The organism is Isachenkonia alkalipeptolytica (assembly GCF_009910325.1).
Lineage (GTDB): Bacteria > Bacillota > Clostridia > Peptostreptococcales > T1SED10-28 > Isachenkonia > Isachenkonia alkalipeptolytica.
Genome location: NZ_SUMG01000014.1, coordinates 51075 through 70614, shown reverse-complemented (window position 1 = coordinate 70614; position 19540 = coordinate 51075). Strand labels below are relative to the sequence as shown.

The following is a 19540-nucleotide window of genomic DNA, read 5'->3' as shown; positions in this document are numbered from 1 at the left end:
GCACTAGAAATGTCGTGACGAAAGCGAAGAGGTCACACCCGTTCCCATCCCGAACACGGAAGTTAAGCTCTTCAGCGCTGATGGTACTTGGTGGGTGACTGCCTGGGAGAGTAGGTCGTCGCGGCTTGATGTTCCAGGGTAGCTCAACGGTAGAGCATTCGGCTGTTAACCGACAGGTTGGAGGTTCGAGTCCTCTCCCTGGAGCCAGAAAGTTGCCGAAGTGGCGGAACTGGCAGACGCACAGGACTTAAAATCCTGCGGACTTTATAAGTCCGTACCGGTTCGATTCCGGTCTTCGGCACCATTTTCTATATTAGAGTTTGTGGCTTATACGCGATATCTAAGGCGGCATAGCTCAGTTGGCTAGAGCGTTCGGTTCATACCCGAAAGGTCACAAGTTCAAATCTTGTTGCCGCTACCATAACACGCTGGCGTAGCTCAATTGGAAGAGCAACTGACTTGTAATCAGTAGGTTGCGGGTTCAAGTCCCATCGCCAGCTCCATAAATACGGAGGGATTCCCGAGTTGGCCAAAGGGGGCAGACTGTAAATCTGTTGTCAGTGACTTCAGAGGTTCGAATCCTCTTCCCTCCACCATTTACTTATAATAATTAAATCTACAAATAAGTTTTTATCCTTCGCTCAAAACTATGTTTTAGTGAAAAACACACATGCGGGTGTGGCGGAACTGGCAGACGCACTAGACTTAGGATCTAGCGCTCCGGCGTGGGGGTTCGAATCCCTTCACCCGCACCATTTATCTTATTAAATAGATTTTATACTGTTGAGGGCACTAACTACTCACAATCATAAATTTATATACGCAAATGCGGAAGTGGCTCAGTGGTAGAGCATCGCCTTGCCAAGGCGAGGGTCGCGGGTTCAAATCCCGTCTTCCGCTCCAAATAATCTTGACCCATTAGCTCAGTTGGCAGAGCACCTGACTTTTAATCAGGGTGTCCCGCGTTCGAGTCGCGGATGGGTCACCATTTTAATGAGGCGGCATAGCCAAGTGGTAAGGCAGAGGTCTGCAAAACCTTTATTCCCCAGTTCAAATCTGGGTGCCGCCTCCATTTTTATACTCAGAATTGCAACAGCACGTACCCATAGCTCAGCTGGATAGAGTGTCTGACTACGAATCAGAAGGTCGGGGGTTCAAATCCCTCTGGGTACGCCAGTTTCAATAATATTCCTAGGAATTACAATTCCTAGGATTTTTTTATAGCCATGAATATTCCCAAATTTTAGAGGAAATGAGGAATGAGTATGACGGCATGGAGAACCGGAGGGTTAAAAGGAGATGCTTTGGAAACTTTAATTGAAGAAACCCATATACAATATAAGAAACAAGGATTGGGTATTGTTGAAAAAATCCCTACTTCAGTTAAGGTGACAAAAATTGACGGAAAAGGCTGTGTTTGTGAAGGATATTTTGAAAAAAAATCTACAGTGGATTTTGTTGGCCTTATACAAGGTGTGGGAGTTGCCTTTGATGCAAAAGAAACGATGAACCCAAGCCTACCCCTGCAAAATATTCATGACCATCAAATTCAATTTATGATTCATTATGAAAAACAAAAAGGGCTGGCCTTTATTATATGCCATTATAAAAAAGTAGATCGTTACTTTCTGATACCAATTCATATTGTTTTAGAACATATTAGAAATGGGAAAAAATCAATATCATATAAAGTTTTACCGGAGAATTTTGAACTGGATTACCGATACAACGGAGTATTGAATTATATTCCGGTTTTAAACAATTATCGGAAGTGGAAAAGAGAGATTAAAACATAATAAAATACTTCATACCCAAAAATGTACCAGGGGGTCCGACCCCCTGGTACATTTTTGATTATTGAGAAGAAAATAAGTACTTGCGAAATATGTTTTTTATAATTGTAGGTATAACTCCTAATGCTTCTTCATAGTTAAGACCAAAATTGATATACATAATAATGTTATTGTCAACCGACCCGCGAGCTGAATCCTCAGCAGAGGAAAACTTATCAATGGCAGTAAGTATTTCTTGAAAATTAAAATAATGTACCCGCGTGTCGGGATCAAGAATTTCAGTGTACATCAATACGTCAAGCTGATACTGTTCTTTATCCGGGGACCATGAAAAATTAAAATCCTTCTCGAATAGGTTGATCTTTTGAAATTCGCCAAGGGTTTTGGTTTTTCCTGTAATTGAAATTTTATAATCCTTTAACTTTATATCATTCATTTTCATAACAAAGGTGAGTTCCTGTTGATTAGGATTTTCTATGCTGGATAAACTCACACTGTGATGCAAACTATTTACTAAGAAGGGACTATCAGGAAAATAAGCGAAAACTCCAGTAATTAAAGGTAGGTAGAAGATATCCTCATAATTATGCAGAAGGATTTCGTCTCGAATTTTCAAATTTTTATTTTGGATATACTGATCATACAGAGTCACACTTTCCCCTCCTGAGATTCCATCTTTCCGATAGATACCAAGGAGTTTTTCTACCGTTTTTAATTGAAAGTTTTCTAAAGGTAAAGATTGTTTTTTCTTTTGAATATGTTTATACAGATCGATATGCTTTAGGTTCTTAAGTTGTAGAGGCAGGAGATGTTGATTTGTCCGCTCTTGAATAAAGGGATAATCAAAGGATAGACCGTTATAAGTGATCATCAGATCAAATTTTGATAAATCATCGATAAAACATCTTAGAAGCTCTTTTTCTTGAGAAGGATTTTCCAAAAAGTATTGACGCAGTTTGTACTTTGGACCTTCCTTGAATAATAACCCGATTAAAATTACCCGATCTTTTTTTCTGCTGAAACCTGTAGTCTCGATATCTAAAAAACAAAAATTTTCTTTTAGAATCTCTAGCATATGTTTGTTACTCGGAAAGGGATTGTGTTTCAGGGTATAATCAAAAATATTCATCCTATAGCCTCCTAAGGTCTTTGAAAAAGCAATTAAAGGGTATCAACACGATATTTAATCTGATTGCCCACCAGTATATTTTTAATATTTTCAATATCCCTCGTCTTATTTAGTGCAAGCATTAATTTAATGCGTAGCTTTTGGCCGGGAAGGTCTCCCCCAAAAATTACACCTAAGTTACTTAAAGTCTTTCCTCCACCTTCGTAACCATAACTGTCGTATACACGGCCAATGGGACACCGAGATGTTAATGCAATGACGACATTATTCTCAATAGCATACTTAATACCCTCCATCATTGCGGGGGGGATATTCCCTCTACCCATGGCTTCTAAGATAATACCTTTAGCTCCTCGGTCAACACAGAATTTTATTATCGATGAGTCCATTCCGGCAACAGCTTTTACTAGGTCTACTTTTTCTTCAAAGGATTGCACATCAATAAACTGTCGATACAAGATATCACGGTAATAAATGACCTCATCGTTGTCAATGATTCCCAAGGGTCCGAACTTTAGAGATTTAAAAGTGTCCAAAGATACAGTGTTGGTTTTGGTTACCTCATTAGCAGAATTCACTTCGTTATTTAGTACCACAAGAACCCCACGATTTTTTGATTCGGAAGAAATAGCTGTACAAACAGCAGCAGCTAAATTACTAGGACCATCATATCCAAGTTCTGAGCTGTTTCGCATAGCCCCGGTAATAACTACAGGTTTACTGGATTTGATCGTGAGATCCATTAAATAAGCAGTTTCCTCTAGGGTATCGGTACCATGGAGAATTACTACCCCGGTAATATCTTCCCTTTGTAACAATTCTAAAGTCGTATTTCGTAGCTCAAACATCATTTTCGGACCTATGTGGGGTCCCGGAGAATGAGAAAAACTGATGGACTCCGTATCAGCGTATTTATCAATATTTGTTACTAAGGACATGATTTGTTCGTTTGATAGGGAAGGAATAGCTGCACCAATGCGTTTGTCAATAGACATGGAAATGGTTCCGCCGGTAAAAATAATCCCAACTTTAGGTTTTGTCATATAATCGCCTCCTATTTGTTTTCAACATCTATCATTATATGAAACTTTAAAGGAATCTACAAGAACATACAGGAGAATTGTTGTTGAATATGATAAAGGAGGATCTCAAAAAAAGCAAAAAAAAAGAACCGGGCCTCCGTCAGCCCGGACACATACCTATATGTGTTTTGTTTAAAAGGGGTATTGGGAATAGAGATTATTTGAGGTTACCAGGGGGATAACCATAAACTAAGTATAGCAAGAATCGACAAATTTTGCAACACTTTTTTAAAAAAATTTATCATTTGTAACCCGTGTTAGAATGGTTTATAATGTAGAGTAAAGGAATTTAAATAGGTGGAGGAGTGTCAGTATGGAAAAAAAATTTACACGGATAATCGAAAAAATGTCGAATAATAAAATTAAGGCAGAGTATTTTGCTTCGAAAGAAGAAGCAAAAGAAAGAATTTTACAAATGATCAAACCACAAATGAAAATAGGTATAGGAGGATCCATGACGATCAAAGAAATGGAAATATATGAGGCGATTGATCAAAGTATCAATCCGGTGTATTGGCATTGGATGGTAAAACCTGAAGAAAGACCGAAGATTTTTCCTAAAGCCCAATATGCAGATTTATACTTAGCCAGTACCAATGCCTTGACAGAAGAAGGAGAATTAATTAATATTGATGGGGTGGGAAATCGGGTGAGTGCCATGATTTTGGGTCCTCAAAAGGTAATTTTGGTGTGTGGAGTCAACAAGATTGTTGAAAACTATGAAGCAGGGATTAAGCGAATCAAGGAAGTTGCGTGCCCCCTAAATGCAAAAAGGCTAGGGCTTAAAACACCCTGTGGGATTACCGGAAAGTGTAATGATTGTAACAGTGATCAACGGATGTGCAATATTACTGTGGCCATTCAAGCCAAACCCGCTTTAATTGATCTGGAAGTGTTTATTGTTGGTGAAAATTTAGGTTATTAGAAAAGAGGCGTATTATGGAAGTATATCTTGATAATGCCGCTACAACTAAACCCTTGAAAAGCGTTGTCGAAGCATTGGTCGAAGCGATGGAATTCAATTACGGAAATCCATCTTCCCTTCATCGAAAGGGCTTAGAGGTAGAGCGCAAAATAAAGGAAGTTCGAAAATATCTTTCTAAAGAGATCAAAGGGAAGCCCTCGGAGGTCATCTTTACCAGTGGTGGGACGGAAAGCAACAATATTGCTATTCTAGGGGCTCTAAACCATGTCAAAAGAGAGGCCCCAAAGGTCATTACTTTGCCGACGGAACATAAGTCTGTTCTGAATGCTATTAAAGAATTAGAGGGAAAAGGATTTGAAGTCTGCCACGGCAAAATGGATGATCGAGGAAGAGTAGACCTTAGCCATTTGCAGGGAATACTGGATAAAAACACCGTTCTTGTAAGTATCTCCTATATTAACAATGAAACTGGAGTAATACAACCGATCGAAGAAATAGGAAAGATATTGAAAGATAGAAATTGTGGAGCTAAATTTCATGTGGATGGGGTACAAGCCTTTGGCAAGGTTAATATAGATGTAAAGAAATGTAATATTGACATGTTAACGGGCAGTGCTCATAAAATTCATGGACCGAAGGGGATCGGGTTCTTATATGTGAAAGAGGGAACCCTTATAAAACCGTTGTTTTTTGGAGGAACCCAGGAGTATACCCTTAGACCGGGAACCGAAAATACACCGGGCATTCTAGGGTTTGGGAATGGGTTGAAAGAGCTTTTAGGCAATAAGAGAGAGGTCTACAATAAAGTTTTAGGGATCAAAAAAGCTTTTATGCAACAACTGGAGCAAGAAATCAGCGATATTTCTATTGTGAGTAAAAACATTGAAGAAGAGAGCCCTTATATTCTAAATGTCTCATTCTTAGGTGTTAAAAGCGAAGTATTGTTACACAGTTTAGAAAGCGTAGGGATTTATGTTTCTTCCGGTTCGGCTTGTACATCTAAAGAACAAGACCATAGTCATGTATTGGAAGCAATCGGATTGAGTGAAGAGTCGATTGACAGCGCCCTTCGGTTCAGCTTCAGCCGATATACCACTGAGGAAGAAATAAACTATGCCCTAGGGCAGTTGAAAAGTATCGTTAATGAATTACGAATGATAATGAAGAGGTGAAGAAATGGAAAATGTAATAATTGTACGTTTTGGAGAAATTAATCTTAAGGGGAAAAACAAAGGATTTTTTGAAAGTAAACTTATTAAACATATAAAAAATAACATCAGAGGAATTGAAAATGTTACTGTTTATCAGGAGTACAGTAGAGTATATATCAAATCAAAAAAGGAAGATCAGGGAGAAATTATCGATAAAGTACGAAAAGTGTTCGGGATTGTTTCTTTAAGCACTGCAAAATGTATCGAGTCGGACTTGGCCAGGATTAAAGAAACTGCACTGAAAGAGTTAAAAGAGCGTATTGACCAGGAACGGATTCATAGCTTTAAAGTAGTTACTAAGCGGGCAAATAAAAAGTTCCCGCTGAACTCCATGGAAGTAAGCAGTTCCCTTGGAGAATATCTATTGGATCAACTTGGGGATAAAGTCCATGTCGATGTCCATAACCCTGATGCGGTTATTAAAGTAGAGATTCGGAATAGAACCTATATCAGTAGTGACCATTATCCGGCCTATGGAGGGCTTCCCTTAGAGACTAATGGTTCTGCATTGTTAATGTTATCCGGTGGTATCGATAGTCCTGTTGCAGGGTGGATTATGGCAAAAAGAGGAGTGAAGGTCCATGGGGTTCATTTTCATAGTTATCCTTTTACAAGTGAACGGGCCCAAGAAAAAATCATGGATCTAGCAAAGGAACTGAGCATGTATATTGGAGAGTTTAAAATTTTCAGTGTGAATCTATTAAATATCCAAAAATCCATCAGTAAGTACTGCCAAGAGGAAGAGATGACCATTATCTCAAGAAGGTTTATGACACGGATTGCCCAGGAGATTGCTAAACAACACCATTTTGACGCATTGATAACCGGGGACAATATCGGACAGGTGGCCAGTCAAACCATGGAGAGTCTTCGTGTAGTAACGGAAGTAACGGAAATCCCGATTTTTAGACCCTTGATCGCTTTTGATAAAGAAGATATTGTCAAGATATCTAAAGATATCAATACCTACGAAATATCGATTCAACCTTTCGAAGACTGTTGTTCCGTATTTTTACCGAAACGCCCTTTAATAAAGCCTCGTATCGATTTTATTAAAGCCTCGGAAACAAATTTAGATATTGATGGTTTAATAAACGAAGCATTAGAAAACATGGAGGAAGAAATTATTACATTTGAGTTGGAGTAGAGGAGGCGTGTGATATGGATGGATTATCCCATTTTAATAAAGAAGGCAGAGCAAAGATGGTTGACGTAGGGAGCAAAGCTGAAACCGAACGTAAAGCAATAGCTGTCGGAAAGATTGTTATGAAGAAGGAGACTTTAGAGAATATTGTTAAACAAAACATCACAAAGGGAGATGTGTTAAGTGTTGCTCAAGTAGCTGGAATCATGGGAGCAAAGGAAACCTCACGGTTGATTCCTATGTGTCACAATCTGTTTTTAACCGGAGTTGATATTCACTTTAGTATCGATTATGATAACAATGCAGTCTTGGTTCAAGGAGAGGTAGAAACTCATGGCAAAACCGGGGTTGAGATGGAGGCCTTAAGTGCAGTTTCTATAGCCACCCTTACGATTTATGACATGTGTAAAGCTATAGACAAAGATATGGTTATCGAAGACATTAAACTAATAGAAAAAACTGGAGGGAAGTCCGGTACGTATCGCAGAAAAGAATAGGAAGACGTCTGTTTTGAAACAGTAATAAGAAAGAATCAGTAAAAAGTTGATTGAGGACTCGGGCTAAAAGGATAAAAATGAGGAAAAAAGGGAGATAAGCTTAGCTTATCTCCTTTTTAAAATAGCGAAAATCAGTCTTTCCTAGCACATTCTTTTGCTTCCTCTTTTAAGATATCTATACCATGGGGCAAAGCATCCAGGATGAAAGAAACGCTTTCTGTGGCGCCTCTAGGGCTTCCCGGAAGGTTGATGATCAATGTGCTTTTACGAATTCCTGAAGTTCCCCGGGATAACATCGCTTTGGGTGTAATTCCTAAGCTTTTTGACCGAATAACCTCAGAAATGCCCGGTGTCGGTTTATCTACTACATTCATAGTCGCTTCCGGAGTAACGTCCCGGGGAGCAAACCCTGTTCCTCCCGTGGTAAAAACTAAATCCAGTTTTAATACATCAGCGTAATAGAGTAAAGTTTTTTCAATAAGCTCCTGTTCATCGGGTACGATTATCATAGAGGTAACCCGGGCGTCCATTTTTTCTTCCACAAACTTTTTTATAGCCGGGCCGCTTTTATCCACTCTTTGACCCTTTGATCCTTTATCGCTAACTGTAATAACGCCTGCTTTTGTCAAGATGATCACTCTCCGATATAAGTTTTAGTTTGAGTTGCCGTTATTATTACCATTTCCATTATTGTTTTCATTAGAACTATCGTCTTCCTCCTCACCATCCTCTTCATCTTCGTCGTTATCATCTTCGTCATCGTCTTCATTTTCCTCATTATCGGTCTCGCCGTTTTCATCTTCATCAGGCTCATCATCCTCGCTATCCTCGGGAAGAACTGCCTGGTACTGATATATAACATGTTGATCTTCTTTGGATACCGTGCCGGAGGCCGGAGCACTATCGGGATCCATACCTACAAACTCATAGTTATCAAAAGTAAGCTGCTCTGTTGAATACTCGGTTCCGGCTTTTTCATCTTCTATAACATACTCTTGAGGAGAAAGTGTCTGAATTACTTCGCCGTTCTCATCAATTTCTACATATTTCACGGTTACAGAACCGGTCCCGTGGATTTCAGGATCATACTCTTCCAGTTCCTCATATTCTTTCGGAAGCTCATAGGGCCAGTCCCTCGGCGTGATACCATCATGATCTTCAGGGTAATAGGGGACCGGTCGAGAGACATAAACCTTTTCTTTGATTTCCTCTTCTGGGGTATCATCAGTTGCTAAGGTACCGGTAGGTTCGTGGATTTTAACAAGTACATGGCTGTCGCATTCCTCTGTGGGTTCAGTCCCTCGGATAAACAGTTCAGTGGTCACCTGGCTTCCCCGGGGATCTCTTTCGCAAAGCTCTGTAGGGATCTTACCGGATATAGCACACACTTCTCTAGAAATAATGTTATCCGGTCTTGTAAAATCTTTGTTTTCATAGTCTTCATGGATACGGGTCATTACCTGAGACCAAAGACGAGCGGAAACAACACTGCTACCGGTTATCGGATTGTCGTTGTCATCAAAGCCCATCCAAGTAGCTCCGGAAAGATAAGGAGTAAAACCTACAAACCAAGCGTCCTTTTGATCCTGGGTGGTTCCGGTTTTTCCTGAAACAGGAATTCCTTGATTATCCGATCGAATTGCAGCTTGTCGGCCGTATCCGCTATTGACTGCAGTTCTCATTATATCAGTCATTAGATAACTGACTTCAGGATCATAGACCCGATGTTTTTCCGGTTGGTTCTCAAGAATCAAGTTTCCGGAAGCGTCCTCTATACGTGTGAAAGATATAAGGTCCGTATAAACACCTTCGTTAGCAATAACATTATAAGCTCTATTCATTTCATAAGGACTTACATTATCAGAACCCAGTACCGTGGAGTTAACGGGATTATTTATTGTAACACCCACAGAATCCAAAGCTTCTCCCATTATTCTAAGGGAATCGGAATCGCTAGAACCTAATTCTAACATGAGTCTCATGGCAACCACATTACTCGACCATTTTACACCCTCACGTAAATTGGTTAATCCTGCATATTCTCGGTTAACATTTCTTGGATATCTTTCCTCGGGCTTCTCTGGGTTTAAATATACAGGGATATCATCAATGACACTGGCAACGGTATGCTGATTATTAAGGGCAGGAAGATAAGCGGCTAAAGGTTTCATAGAGGATCCCGGCGGACGACCGGATCCAATTGCCCGATTGAAAATACGTCTCCCCGTGGTTTCTCGCCCGCCCATAAAAGCCTTGATTTCACCAGTTTTTGGATCGGAGATAACCATAGCTCCCTGGGGCTGAACATTTCCGTCTTCATCCCGTAATAGGTTTCCTTGTTCGTCTCTTAAACTATCGGGGAAATTATCAGGGTTGTTAAACTCCTCTTCGGTGATTTCCTGCATGCCTCGTTCCAAAGTACTATGAATTCTCAAACCACCGGAATACAGTAGTTGATTAGCCTCATCTTCTGTGTGGCCCTTTTCGACCAAGGCTTCTATTACATCATCTTTTACTAGATCAGCAAAGTGGGAAGAAATTCCACTGTCCGCATATCGGCTGGGATTGATACGTTCATGGAGGTTTTCCCCTTCGGCTAAAGCACTTTCGTATTCCTCCTCCGTGATGTAGTCGTTTTTATGCATCATCCGTAAGACCAGTTGATATCTGGGAATAGATCGTTCATCAAAAATAATGACATAGTCGGAGGTATCGTCCAAGACGATATCCTGTTCGCTCACATCGTCTTCATGAACGTAACGGATTGGAGAGTAGCGGGAAGGGTTACGGGGTATCCCCGCAAGCAAGGCCCCTTCTACTAAATCCAACTCACTTACAGGTTTAGAAAAATATGCCTGGGATGCTGCTTCGACGCCATGATTTTGGCCTCCAAGGTTTATTGTGTTTAAATAAGCTTCAAGGATTTGATCCTTTGACAATTGATTTTCAATTTGGGTAGCGTAATAAGCGTCTTGTATCTTTCGTGTATAGGTCTGGTCATGGGTAAGATAAAGGTTCTTTGCAAGTTGTTGTGTAATGGTGCTGCCGCCCTGTTGAGTGCCGGAAGAAATATTTGACCATGCGGCTCCAACAATTCTTTTGAAGTCCAGACCATTATGAGACCAGAAACGTTCATCTTCGATGGCCACAAAACCATCGCGTACAATTTCCGGAATTTCAGCATAATCCACAATCACTCGATGTTCATCCTGCTCAATTTCCTCTAATATATTTCCTTCGTTATCAAGGATAAAGGAGTTGTTTCCCAGTAAATCGTACATATTGCGGGGGTCAATATCCGGACTGTCACTGATGGTGCTATAAACAAAATTCAGCGTAAACCCGGCAATGATAATGCCAAGGACCAGAATAACAGCTGTGGTAAAGGTTAAAGCCTGGAAAAACTTTTTTTGTTTTAAAGATGTATTTTTTTTCTTTCGATTGTTTTTATTTTGTGCATCTTTTTCATAGGACATTGTAATACCTCCATAGGGTTATAAAATAAGATTACATCTAAATCATCTGTATTATACCATATCTAATTTATAAAATCTATTCGATAAACAGTGGACCAAAACCGAACTATTTTCAAGTCTATAGCACTATATTTACAAAATTCAGAAAATGGATTGAAAATCATCGGGTTTTCATGTATTATTAAGGTATAAAACTAAAGGAGGGTTGCGATTATGATTGTACGAAATTGTTCTGGAGGAATTGTGTTTTATGCAAATCAAGTATTTCTGTTACAAAATGAAAAAGACGAATGGGTACTGCCGAAAGGAAAAATTCGTAATGAAGATTCTCCAATAGATACTTCGCTGGAAAGAGTAAAACAGGAAGCGGGTATCGATGCTGAAATTTTGTCAAGCGCCGGAGAATCCAGTTACGAATTTTATTCTGTTACGCGGAAAAAACCGGTTTGTAATCAAATCACATGGTATATTATGAAGGCTAAAAACAAAGATTTCACAGTGAACTACGACTTAGGCTTTAAAAATGGAGGTTTCTTTAAAATTGATGAAGCCATGGAAATGATTACCTATAGCCAAGATAAGTCTTTGGTAAACCTCTCCTATAAAAAATATAAAGACCTGATGAAAAGTATGGTTAATGCATAAGCTGGAACTGGATTAAGAATTTGAGTAAATTATAATACAAAGGGTACAATTAAAAGAAGTAGCGAAAGCTACTTCTTTTAATATTTTTACCACAGTGCTATAATAATTGAAAGACGAAAACCAAAGGTGTGATCATAATCTATAAGAAATATAAGAAAATTGAAAAAGAAGATTCCTGTGAGATTATAATTCAAAAATCCAGTTTTATTGGATTCGGCGCACCAATCACTAGTGAAGAAGAAGCTCAGAGTCTAATTGCGAAAACGAAGAAGTCCTATCCCGATGCAAACCATCACGTATACGCTTACATTGTGGGTAAAAACTATGAAATTCAAAGATTCAGTGATGACGGGGAGCCCTCAGGTACCGCTGGAAAACCAATTCTTGAAATAATGAAAAAGGAAGAGTTAGTGGATTCACTAATCATAGTCACCCGATATTTTGGTGGAATTAAGCTTGGTGCCGGAGGCTTAATAAGAGCATATGCAAAATCCGCCAAAGAAGTACTGGGGCTTAGTGGTGTAGTAACAATGCAGCTTTATGAGCTAATGAATTTGGAATTTGAATATCATCATTGGGGAAAAGTGGAAAATGAAATTAGAAATCAAAAATTCTTTAAACTGAAATCCGTAGATTATGATGAAAAAGTTCATTGCCAGGTGTATATTGCCCCGGAGGATGTAGCAAAAGCTAAGAAAGCTTTCATGGACCTAACAGCTGGACAAGGAAATATGGTAAGAGATTCTCAGGAATATATAAAGGAGGAATAACAATGGCAAAAATTAATGGAACAGTAAAGGAAGAAATGTTGGAAAAAATGAATTGGGCAGTGGTAGGGGTTAGTCCAAATGAAGAAAAATTCGGATTTAAAGTATTCGATACATTGAAAGATCATAAGTATATTGTATACGGAGTGAACCCAAGATATGATGAAGTAAAGGGTGAGAAAATTTACCATGAGCTGGACCAGATTATTGATAAGGTAGAATGTATTAACTTTGTCGTTAATCCCAAAATCACTTATAAAATGATCGAAAGCTTAGAACCCTCTGAAGTGCAATATCTTTGGTTTCAGCCGGGATCCTATGATGACAAAGTTTTAGAGTTAGGAAAAGAAAAGGGCTTTAATATGGTGCATGACAGTTGTGTATTGGTGGAGTTAGGCAAACGTTAATAATACTTAATTGAAATAGAAAATGGAGGAAGGATATGAAAGAAAAACAAGAAACGAACCATTTTGCAAAAGAAACCCCGAAACAGGTTGAAGCATGTATCGGATGGATTCAGGATCAGGTTAGAATAGCGAATTGCAAAGGTGTTTTGGTAGGTCTTTCCGGTGGGATAGACTCGGCTGTGGTAGCGAATTTACTTGTCAGAGCCTTTCCTGATGATTCTTTAGGGGTGATTTTGCCTATTGATAGTAATCAGCAGGATGCCAAGCATGCATTAAAAGCAGCGGAGGCATGTAATATTAAAAACATGGCGATTGATCTTTCGATGGAAAAAAACAGCATTCTAGCTAAAACACGGGAAGGACTAAATGCAATCCGAGCCGTGGGACATAAAAATCCCAAACTAAGTGATGGGAATCTTCGAGCGAGATTGAGGATGGCAACCCTTTATACATTAGCCAATGAAATGAATTATCTAGTTGTTGGAACGGATAACAAAGCGGAACTGTACACTGGATACTTTACAAAATATGGTGATGGAGGGGTGGATATTTTACCCTTGGCCTCCTTATTAAAAAAAGAAGTATATCAATGGGGAGAGTATCTTGAAGTTCCGGAGGAAATCATGCATAAGGATCCTTCGGCAGGTCTTTGGGAAGGCCAATCCGATGAAACTGAAATGGGAATTACCTATGAAAAAATTGATCGCTACTTACAAGGCAAAAAGATTCCGGATAAGGATGAAGAATTAATAAAAAAACTTCATAACAGTACGGAGCACAAACGAAAAACTCCCCCGGTTTTTGAGTTAATATAATTTGCACATAAATTTATAAGGGTGTACAAAAGCAATGTCCAAGAAAAATGAATAGGAAGAAATATAGTTAAATTATTAAAAATAGTTAAAAATTTAACTATGCCATCGGGAGAAATGTTATAATGAAGTGAATAACAGAGACATTGCAAGGAAGAGTATGCAAATTAGGAATAAGGAGTGATTGGAGAATGAAATTATCAGAAGTAAAGGAATTGCTTGGTGCAGAGATATTAGCAGGGGAGGATAATTTAAAAACGGAAATAACCAGTGCCTTTGCCTGTGATTTGATGAGTGATGTGCTAGCCTTTGTAGAAGATAAATCATTACTACTAACCGGGCTGATTAACATGCAAACCATTAGAACTGCGGAAATGATGGATATTGAAGCTATTGTTTTTGTACGAGGGAAAAAACCGAACGATGAAATTCTAAAATTAGCTAGAGAAAACAACATGGTGATCTTAACCACGAAACACATACTCTATACCAGCTGCGGAATTTTGCATAGCAAAGGGCTTCGGGGCGCAAATATTATGCATAAATAAGAAGGAAATGAAGGTGAAGTTGATGAGTGCTATAAACTTAGAGTTTGTTGTGGCCAAGGAGGATTTTTCCAAAGCCGGGGAAGCATCCAGCTCCATAAAGAAAACGTTAAAAAAATTGGGGATCGACTCTAAAATTATTCGAAAGGTCGCCATAGTAACCTATGAGGCAGAAATGAACATTGTTATTCATTCCATAGGGGGAAAGATTATGGTTGATATCGATACCGAAAAAATAAAAATCCAAGCCATTGACCAGGGCCCGGGTATTGAAGACACGGAAAAAGCTATGGAGGTGGGCTTTTCCACGGCAACACAAAAAGTTCGGGAATTAGGGTTTGGTGCAGGCATGGGTTTGCCGAATATAAAAAAAAACTCCGATAATTTTGAAATATCATCAGAAATTAACAAGTATACAAAAATCGAGTCTTTAATATATGTTAACCCTTAGCACTTTGGTCGCTGGGCAATTGAAATACTTGGAAAAAAGAAATAAAAGGAGGGGTCTTGTGAAGGTAAAAGACTTATTAAAAGAAGAAAATTTTCGTATTATTGCAGGTGAAGAAGGGATTGAAAAAGAATTGCAAGGGGTTTATATAGGGGATTTACTAAGCTGGGTGATGGCTCATCTGCAAGAAAATGAAGCATGGATAACGATTCAAAGTCACGTAAATGTAATTGCAGTTGGAGTATTGAATGATGCAGCCTGTATTTTACTGGCGGAAGGTGCATCTTTGGATGAAGATGCAAAGAAAAAAGCGAATGAGGAAAATTTAGCTGTTATTGAAACTAATTTAACCGCATATGAACTTGCTGTTAAAGTGAACAAGTTGATGAAGGAAAATGAATAAATTTTGGGATTTTCATATTCACAGCGGTTTATCCCCCTGTGCGACGGAGGAAATGACTCCGAATAATATTTTAAATATGGCTATAATTAAGGAACTGGATGGGATAGCAATTACCGATCATAATTCCGTTGGAAACCTGGCATCTTTTTATCACTTAGCAAAAACTAAAGACATTGAATTTCTTCCCGGTGTGGAAATAACTACTCGTGAAGAAATTCATGTGCTTATTTTTTTTGAAAACCTGGATCCTCTTAGCCATATTGAAAAAGTATTGAAAGAAAAACTTCCAGATGTGAAAAATCACAAAGAAATTTTCGGCAGCCAGGTATTATTCGATAAACAGGATAAGGTTATCGGAGAAGAAGAGCGGTTGCTGACAAATGCCACACAACTGTCATTGAAAGACACGATGAATTTGGCAAAAGAGATTGATGGGATTTTAATTCCGGCTCATGTTGATCGAAAAAGTTTCAGTGTTCTAAGTAACTTAGGGTTTATTCCTCCGGAGTTTGACGGAAGATTCTTAGAGGTGAGTAGAGGTATTAAGAAAAAGGAGCTCTACCAGGAATTTCCCTTTGTAAAAAACTATGAGATTTTACAAAATTCAGATGCCCATCAGTTAACTGATATTTTAGAAAAGAAAGAAGCAAATGAATTTCATTTAAGAAAAAAAGAATCAATAATGCAGGCATTGCAAAAAAAAAGTTAAGGGAGTGGTGATGTGAAGGAGTTATCCTTACACATATTAGATATAGTACAAAACTCACTGAAAGCCAATGCAACGTTAATAAAGATCAAAATTGTTGAAGATTTTATCAAGGATCGTTTAACAATTGATATAAAAGATAATGGCAAGGGAATGAGTTCGGATCTGTTGAAATCCGTAACAGATCCCTTTGTAACAACCCGAGATACCCGCCGGGTAGGACTGGGAATATCTCTTCTTAAAGCTACGGCGGAGCAATGTGAAGGATCGTTACGGGTTGAATCAGAGGAAGGCAAAGGTACAGGAATTCATGCTACATTCCAGCACAGTCATATTGATCGAGCGCCGTTGGGCAGTATGGAAGACACTTTAACCACACTGCTAATTACCAGTGAAGAACAAATGGAAGGTGGAGAAAATACCAGTACCGTGGATTATGTTTATGAACATCAAGTGAATGATGAGTCTTTTGTGTTTGATACTAGGGAAGTGAAAAAAATCTTAGAGGGGACACCGATAAATGACCTGGAAATTTTAGACTGGATAAAAGGTTACTTAAAAGAAAACCTAGAAACACTTGTTAAATCTTAAAATTTATTATACTATATTTAAGTAGAATTATTATCCTTTAGTATTTATGGTTAAGATTGTAGTAACATTAACAAACTTAACCGCAAGAAGATTAAAAAATATAATAAAATGATAGGGGTGAAACAAAGTGAAAGTGTTTTCATTTAAAGGAGGTACACATCCACCGGAAAGAAAGGATTATACCGCTCACTTAGCATTAGAAAAAGCAAAGGATCCAGAAGTTGTAACGATCCCATTGCAACAACACATCGGGGCTCCCTGCGATGCATTAGTAGAAGCGGGAGACTACGTAAAGGTTGGCCAGAAAATTGGACAAGCAGGAGGCTTTGTATCCGCACCAGTTCACGCCAGTGTTTCCGGAACTGTAAAGGAAATAGCGATGAAACCGGCTGTTAACGGGGAAGTATTATCCGTTGACATCGAGTCCGATGGAAAAAACCAAGTGCATGAGTCAGTTCAAAAGAAGGGAAGTATTGAAAACCTTAGTGGTGATGAGATCAAAGAAGTCATTAAGGAAGCCGGGATTGTAGGGATGGGAGGGGCAACATTTCCTACCCATGTAAAACTATCGCCGCCGCCGGAGAAAACCATAGATACGGTGATATTAAATGGAGCGGAATGTGAACCCTATTTAACTGCGGATCATCGTTTGATGTTGGAACATCCGAGAGAGGTTGTAGTCGGTCTTAAGGCGATTATGAAAGTATTGGACGTAAGCACAGGATATATCGGCATTGAAAATAACAAACTAGATGCCGTTGAAACGATGCAAAAAGCAGTAGAAAAAGAAGAGAACATTGAAGTTGTTGTGGTAAAAACGAAGTACCCTCAAGGTGCAGAAAAGCAATTAATCGACGCCTGTACCGGCAGGATTGTTCCTTCGGGAGCTTTACCCATGGAAATAGGGGTTGTAGTGAATAATATCGGAACCGCATATCAGATTTGTCAATCTATTGAAACCGGTATGCCGCTGATAGAAAGAGTAACTACTTTTAGTGGAAGGATTTTAGAGAATCCGAAGAATTTATGGGTCAAAATCGGAACACCAGTCAATGAACTTGTACAACAATGTGGCGGATTAAAGGAACCTCTCGGCAAAATTATTATGGGAGGACCCATGACGGGTATGGCAGTAAGCACTGACAAACTTCCTATTACGAAGGGAACTTCCGGCGTAGTCTTTTTTAACCGAGAAGAAGGAACCATACCGGAACCAGAGAACTGCATTCGATGCTCCGCTTGTGTGGACGTTTGTCCTGTTTATTTACAGCCATTATATATCAGTGCCTATGCATTAATCGATAATATGGATATGGCTGAAAAATATTATCCGATGGACTGTATAGAGTGTGGAGCCTGTTCATACGTGTGCCCATCAAAGCGGCCGTTGCTAGAGAGTATACGAATTGCTAAAGGAGAAATACAAGCAAAAAATAGAAAATAATGAAATACGTTAGATCGTATAAGGAGGGAAATAAATGAGTGATCGATTAATTGTATCTTCATCACCACATCTTAGAGAAGATACCTCGATTCAAAAAATCATGGTTGATGTTGCCATTGCCTTAATACCGGCAACTATTGCTTCAATTTATTTTTTTAAAGCGCCAGCAGCAATGATTTTATTAGTTACTATCATTTCCTGTTTGGCAACCGAGGTCGTGATCCAAAAAATTAGGAATATGCCGGTAACAATCCATGATGGAAGTGCCCTGGTTACAGGCATGTTGTTGGCATTGAACTTACCCCCTACTGTACCTTTATGGTTGCCGGTTGTGGGATCGGTATTTGCCATCGGTATTGTAAAACAGTTATTTGGTGGTGTAGGACAAAACTTTATGAATCCGGCTTTAGCCGCAAGAATTATGTTGACTATTTCCTACGCTGACCGTATGACCGGCTGGGTAGAACCCGGAGTGGATGCAGTATCAACAGCAACACCCCTTACCTACGTTAAAGATTTTACAACAGTACAACAAGGAGCGCCAAGTTTTGTAGATCTGCTGATTGGAGATATTGGTGGAAGTATGGGAGAAACCTCTGCTTTGTTGTTAATTATTGGGGGGATCTACCTGCTATATCGACGTGTGATTTCGATAAGAATTCCTGGAATATATATTTTAACCGTAGCGATTGCTACTTTGCTATACAGTGGTTTTAATGTTGAGTATATGACCTTTCACCTGCTTTCCGGGTCTCTGATGATCGGGGCTATTTATATGGCCACAGATTATGCTTCAACTCCTGTAACTCCAAGGGGAAGAATTTATTTTGCCCTGGGATGTGGTATTTTAACTGCCACGATCCGCTTATTCGGCGGCTATGCAGAGGGTGTAGGTTTTTCAATTTTGCTAATGAATACGATGGTTCCACTTATTGACCGATATACAGCTCCGAAAGTATTTGGGGAGGTGAAAAAGCAAAATGCGTGAGATTATTAAATTAGGATTGATTTTGTTGGTGATTACTTCTGTAGCAGGTTTGATTTTAGGTGGTGTTAACTCCATGACGGCGGATATCATCGAAGAAAGAGCCATTGAAGAAAGTATGGAAGCCATTGAAGCCTTTTTCCCAGGGTTGGAAGAAGCAGGAATTATAGAAGATGGAGATATACTTGCCTATGACCTGGTAGAAGAGGTTTATGAAGTAAGCGAAGGAGGTAATGTCATTGGCTACACCATAAAGACAGTAGCTAATGGATATGACGGACCGATAGAAGTTCTAACCGGGATTAATATGGACGGAGAGATAACCGGCATTGAAATCATAAGTCAGACAGAGACTCCGGGACTTGGAGACCGAATAACAGAAGAGGACTTTAAAGACCAGTTTGAGGGCCAATCATCGGACTCGGAAGTGGAAGTAGATGTGCTTTCCGGTGCAACGGTATCTTCTGATGCAGTGGTCAATGGAGTAAATGCAGCAGCTAATGTATTTGAAGAAGAGCTTAGAGACTAGA

Annotated in this window: 21 protein-coding genes, 10 tRNA genes and 1 rRNA gene; 28 read left to right on the top strand and 4 right to left on the bottom strand. The window is 39.2% G+C overall.

Annotation, left to right across the window (positions count from 1 at the left end):
- Positions 1-10: 10 nt before the first annotated feature.
- The 12 genes from rrf to ISALK_RS10830 all read left to right on the top strand — a co-directional run bounded on the left by rrf (position 11) and on the right by ISALK_RS10830 (position 1796).
- Positions 11-127, top strand: a 5S ribosomal RNA gene (rrf, locus tag ISALK_RS10885).
- 5 nt (positions 128-132) lie between these two features.
- Positions 133-207: transfer RNA gene (locus ISALK_RS10880), tRNA-Asn, on the top strand.
- A 7-nt stretch (positions 208-214) separates the two neighbouring features.
- A tRNA-Leu gene (locus ISALK_RS10875) sits at positions 215-304 on the top strand.
- A 40-nt stretch (positions 305-344) separates the two neighbouring features.
- Positions 345-421, top strand: a tRNA-Met gene (locus ISALK_RS10870).
- Positions 422-427: 6 nt separating this feature from the next.
- Positions 428-503, top strand: a tRNA-Thr gene (locus ISALK_RS10865).
- 7 nt (positions 504-510) lie between these two features.
- A tRNA-Tyr gene (locus tag ISALK_RS10860) sits at positions 511-596 on the top strand.
- 76 nt (positions 597-672) lie between these two features.
- A tRNA-Leu gene (locus ISALK_RS10855) sits at positions 673-755 on the top strand.
- A 73-nt stretch (positions 756-828) separates the two neighbouring features.
- Positions 829-903 (top strand) — tRNA-Gly (locus tag ISALK_RS10850).
- 9 nt (positions 904-912) lie between these two features.
- Positions 913-988: transfer RNA gene (locus ISALK_RS10845), tRNA-Lys, on the top strand.
- 9 nt (positions 989-997) lie between these two features.
- Positions 998-1072 (top strand) — tRNA-Cys (locus ISALK_RS10840).
- Positions 1073-1099: 27 nt separating this feature from the next.
- A tRNA-Arg gene (locus ISALK_RS10835) sits at positions 1100-1176 on the top strand.
- An 89-nt stretch (positions 1177-1265) separates the two neighbouring features.
- Complete coding sequence (locus ISALK_RS10830; RefSeq protein WP_160722175.1) at positions 1266-1796, top strand: Holliday junction resolvase RecU; 531 nt, start codon at positions 1266-1268, stop codon at positions 1794-1796.
- A 58-nt stretch (positions 1797-1854) separates the two neighbouring features.
- On the opposite strand, the gene ISALK_RS10825 is transcribed toward ISALK_RS10830, so the two are convergent.
- Together ISALK_RS10825 and ISALK_RS10820 are read right to left on the bottom strand one after the other, a co-directional pair.
- Positions 1855-2922 carry a ribonuclease H-like domain-containing protein gene (locus ISALK_RS10825; RefSeq protein ID WP_160722173.1) on the bottom strand — a complete coding sequence of 356 codons (1068 nt, stop codon included), beginning with the start codon at positions 2920-2922 and terminating at the stop codon, positions 1855-1857.
- Positions 2923-2954: 32 nt separating this feature from the next.
- The gene (locus ISALK_RS10820; protein ID WP_160722171.1) at positions 2955-3965 is read right to left on the bottom strand and encodes an asparaginase; all 1011 of its coding nucleotides are present in this window, start codon (positions 3963-3965) and stop codon (positions 2955-2957) included.
- A 352-nt stretch (positions 3966-4317) separates the two neighbouring features.
- Between ISALK_RS10820 and ISALK_RS10815 the strand changes: the two genes are divergently transcribed.
- From ISALK_RS10815 to moaC, 4 genes are read left to right on the top strand one after another with little or no spacing between them, the layout of a single operon-like run.
- On the top strand, positions 4318-4929 hold the full coding sequence (locus tag ISALK_RS10815) for a lactate utilization protein (RefSeq protein WP_160722169.1): 612 nt from the start codon (positions 4318-4320) through the stop codon (positions 4927-4929).
- Between the two features lie 14 nt (positions 4930-4943).
- Positions 4944-6101 (top strand): cysteine desulfurase family protein, encoded by a 1158-nt coding sequence (locus ISALK_RS10810; protein ID WP_160722167.1) that lies wholly within the window; start codon positions 4944-4946, stop codon positions 6099-6101.
- A 4-nt stretch (positions 6102-6105) separates the two neighbouring features.
- On the top strand, positions 6106-7287 hold the full coding sequence (gene thiI / locus ISALK_RS10805) for a tRNA uracil 4-sulfurtransferase ThiI (protein ID WP_160722165.1): 1182 nt from the start codon (positions 6106-6108) through the stop codon (positions 7285-7287).
- A gap of 14 nt (positions 7288-7301) precedes the next feature.
- The gene (moaC, locus tag ISALK_RS10800) at positions 7302-7781 is read left to right on the top strand and encodes a cyclic pyranopterin monophosphate synthase MoaC (protein ID WP_160722163.1); all 480 of its coding nucleotides are present in this window, start codon (positions 7302-7304) and stop codon (positions 7779-7781) included.
- Positions 7782-7912: 131 nt separating this feature from the next.
- Here moaC and ISALK_RS10795 read toward each other — a convergent pair whose 3' ends face one another.
- Both ISALK_RS10795 and ISALK_RS10790 read right to left on the bottom strand, forming a co-directional pair.
- On the bottom strand, positions 7913-8410 hold the full coding sequence (locus ISALK_RS10795) for a MogA/MoaB family molybdenum cofactor biosynthesis protein (protein ID WP_160722161.1): 498 nt from the start codon (positions 8408-8410) through the stop codon (positions 7913-7915).
- Positions 8411-8434: 24 nt separating this feature from the next.
- On the bottom strand, positions 8435-11257 hold the full coding sequence (locus ISALK_RS10790) for a transglycosylase domain-containing protein (RefSeq protein ID WP_160722159.1): 2823 nt from the start codon (positions 11255-11257) through the stop codon (positions 8435-8437).
- Between the two features lie 213 nt (positions 11258-11470).
- On the opposite strand from ISALK_RS10790, the gene ISALK_RS10785 reads away from it, so the two are divergent.
- From ISALK_RS10785 to ISALK_RS10730, 12 genes are all read left to right on the top strand, one after another.
- A complete protein-coding gene (locus tag ISALK_RS10785) occupies positions 11471-11902 on the top strand; it encodes an NUDIX domain-containing protein (RefSeq protein ID WP_160722157.1) in 432 nt (143 codons plus the stop codon).
- 128 nt (positions 11903-12030) lie between these two features.
- Positions 12031-12672, top strand: a complete 642-nt coding sequence (locus ISALK_RS10780) for a YigZ family protein (RefSeq protein ID WP_160722155.1) — start codon at positions 12031-12033, stop codon at positions 12670-12672.
- 2 nt (positions 12673-12674) lie between these two features.
- A complete protein-coding gene (locus tag ISALK_RS10775) occupies positions 12675-13076 on the top strand; it encodes a CoA-binding protein (protein ID WP_160722153.1) in 402 nt (133 codons plus the stop codon).
- 35 nt (positions 13077-13111) lie between these two features.
- The gene (gene nadE / locus ISALK_RS10770; protein ID WP_160722151.1) at positions 13112-13891 is read left to right on the top strand and encodes an NAD(+) synthase; all 780 of its coding nucleotides are present in this window, start codon (positions 13112-13114) and stop codon (positions 13889-13891) included.
- Between the two features lie 188 nt (positions 13892-14079).
- On the top strand, positions 14080-14436 hold the full coding sequence (locus ISALK_RS10765) for a DRTGG domain-containing protein (RefSeq protein ID WP_160722149.1): 357 nt from the start codon (positions 14080-14082) through the stop codon (positions 14434-14436).
- Between the two features lie 7 nt (positions 14437-14443).
- Positions 14444-14884, top strand: a complete 441-nt coding sequence (locus ISALK_RS10760; protein WP_236660356.1) for an ATP-binding protein — start codon at positions 14444-14446, stop codon at positions 14882-14884.
- A gap of 58 nt (positions 14885-14942) precedes the next feature.
- On the top strand, positions 14943-15284 hold the full coding sequence (locus tag ISALK_RS10755; RefSeq protein ID WP_160722147.1) for a DRTGG domain-containing protein: 342 nt from the start codon (positions 14943-14945) through the stop codon (positions 15282-15284).
- Positions 15277-15993 (top strand): PHP domain-containing protein, encoded by a 717-nt coding sequence (locus ISALK_RS10750; protein WP_160722145.1) that lies wholly within the window; start codon positions 15277-15279, stop codon positions 15991-15993. The genes ISALK_RS10755 and ISALK_RS10750 overlap by 8 nt, the downstream gene beginning before the upstream one ends.
- A 12-nt stretch (positions 15994-16005) precedes the next feature.
- Positions 16006-16581, top strand: a complete 576-nt coding sequence (locus tag ISALK_RS10745; RefSeq protein ID WP_160722143.1) for an ATP-binding protein — start codon at positions 16006-16008, stop codon at positions 16579-16581.
- 127 nt (positions 16582-16708) lie between these two features.
- Entirely contained in the window at positions 16709-18025 is a 1317-nt protein-coding gene (gene rsxC / locus ISALK_RS10740; RefSeq protein ID WP_160722141.1) for an electron transport complex subunit RsxC, read from the top strand.
- Between the two features lie 34 nt (positions 18026-18059).
- Complete coding sequence (locus tag ISALK_RS10735) at positions 18060-19013, top strand: RnfABCDGE type electron transport complex subunit D (protein WP_160722139.1); 954 nt, start codon at positions 18060-18062, stop codon at positions 19011-19013.
- Positions 19006-19539: an RnfABCDGE type electron transport complex subunit G gene (locus ISALK_RS10730; RefSeq protein ID WP_160722137.1), complete on the top strand. Its 534-nt coding sequence runs from the start codon at positions 19006-19008 to the stop codon at positions 19537-19539. Before ISALK_RS10735 ends, ISALK_RS10730 begins: the two co-directional genes overlap by 8 nt.
- Position 19540 lies beyond the last annotated feature (1 nt).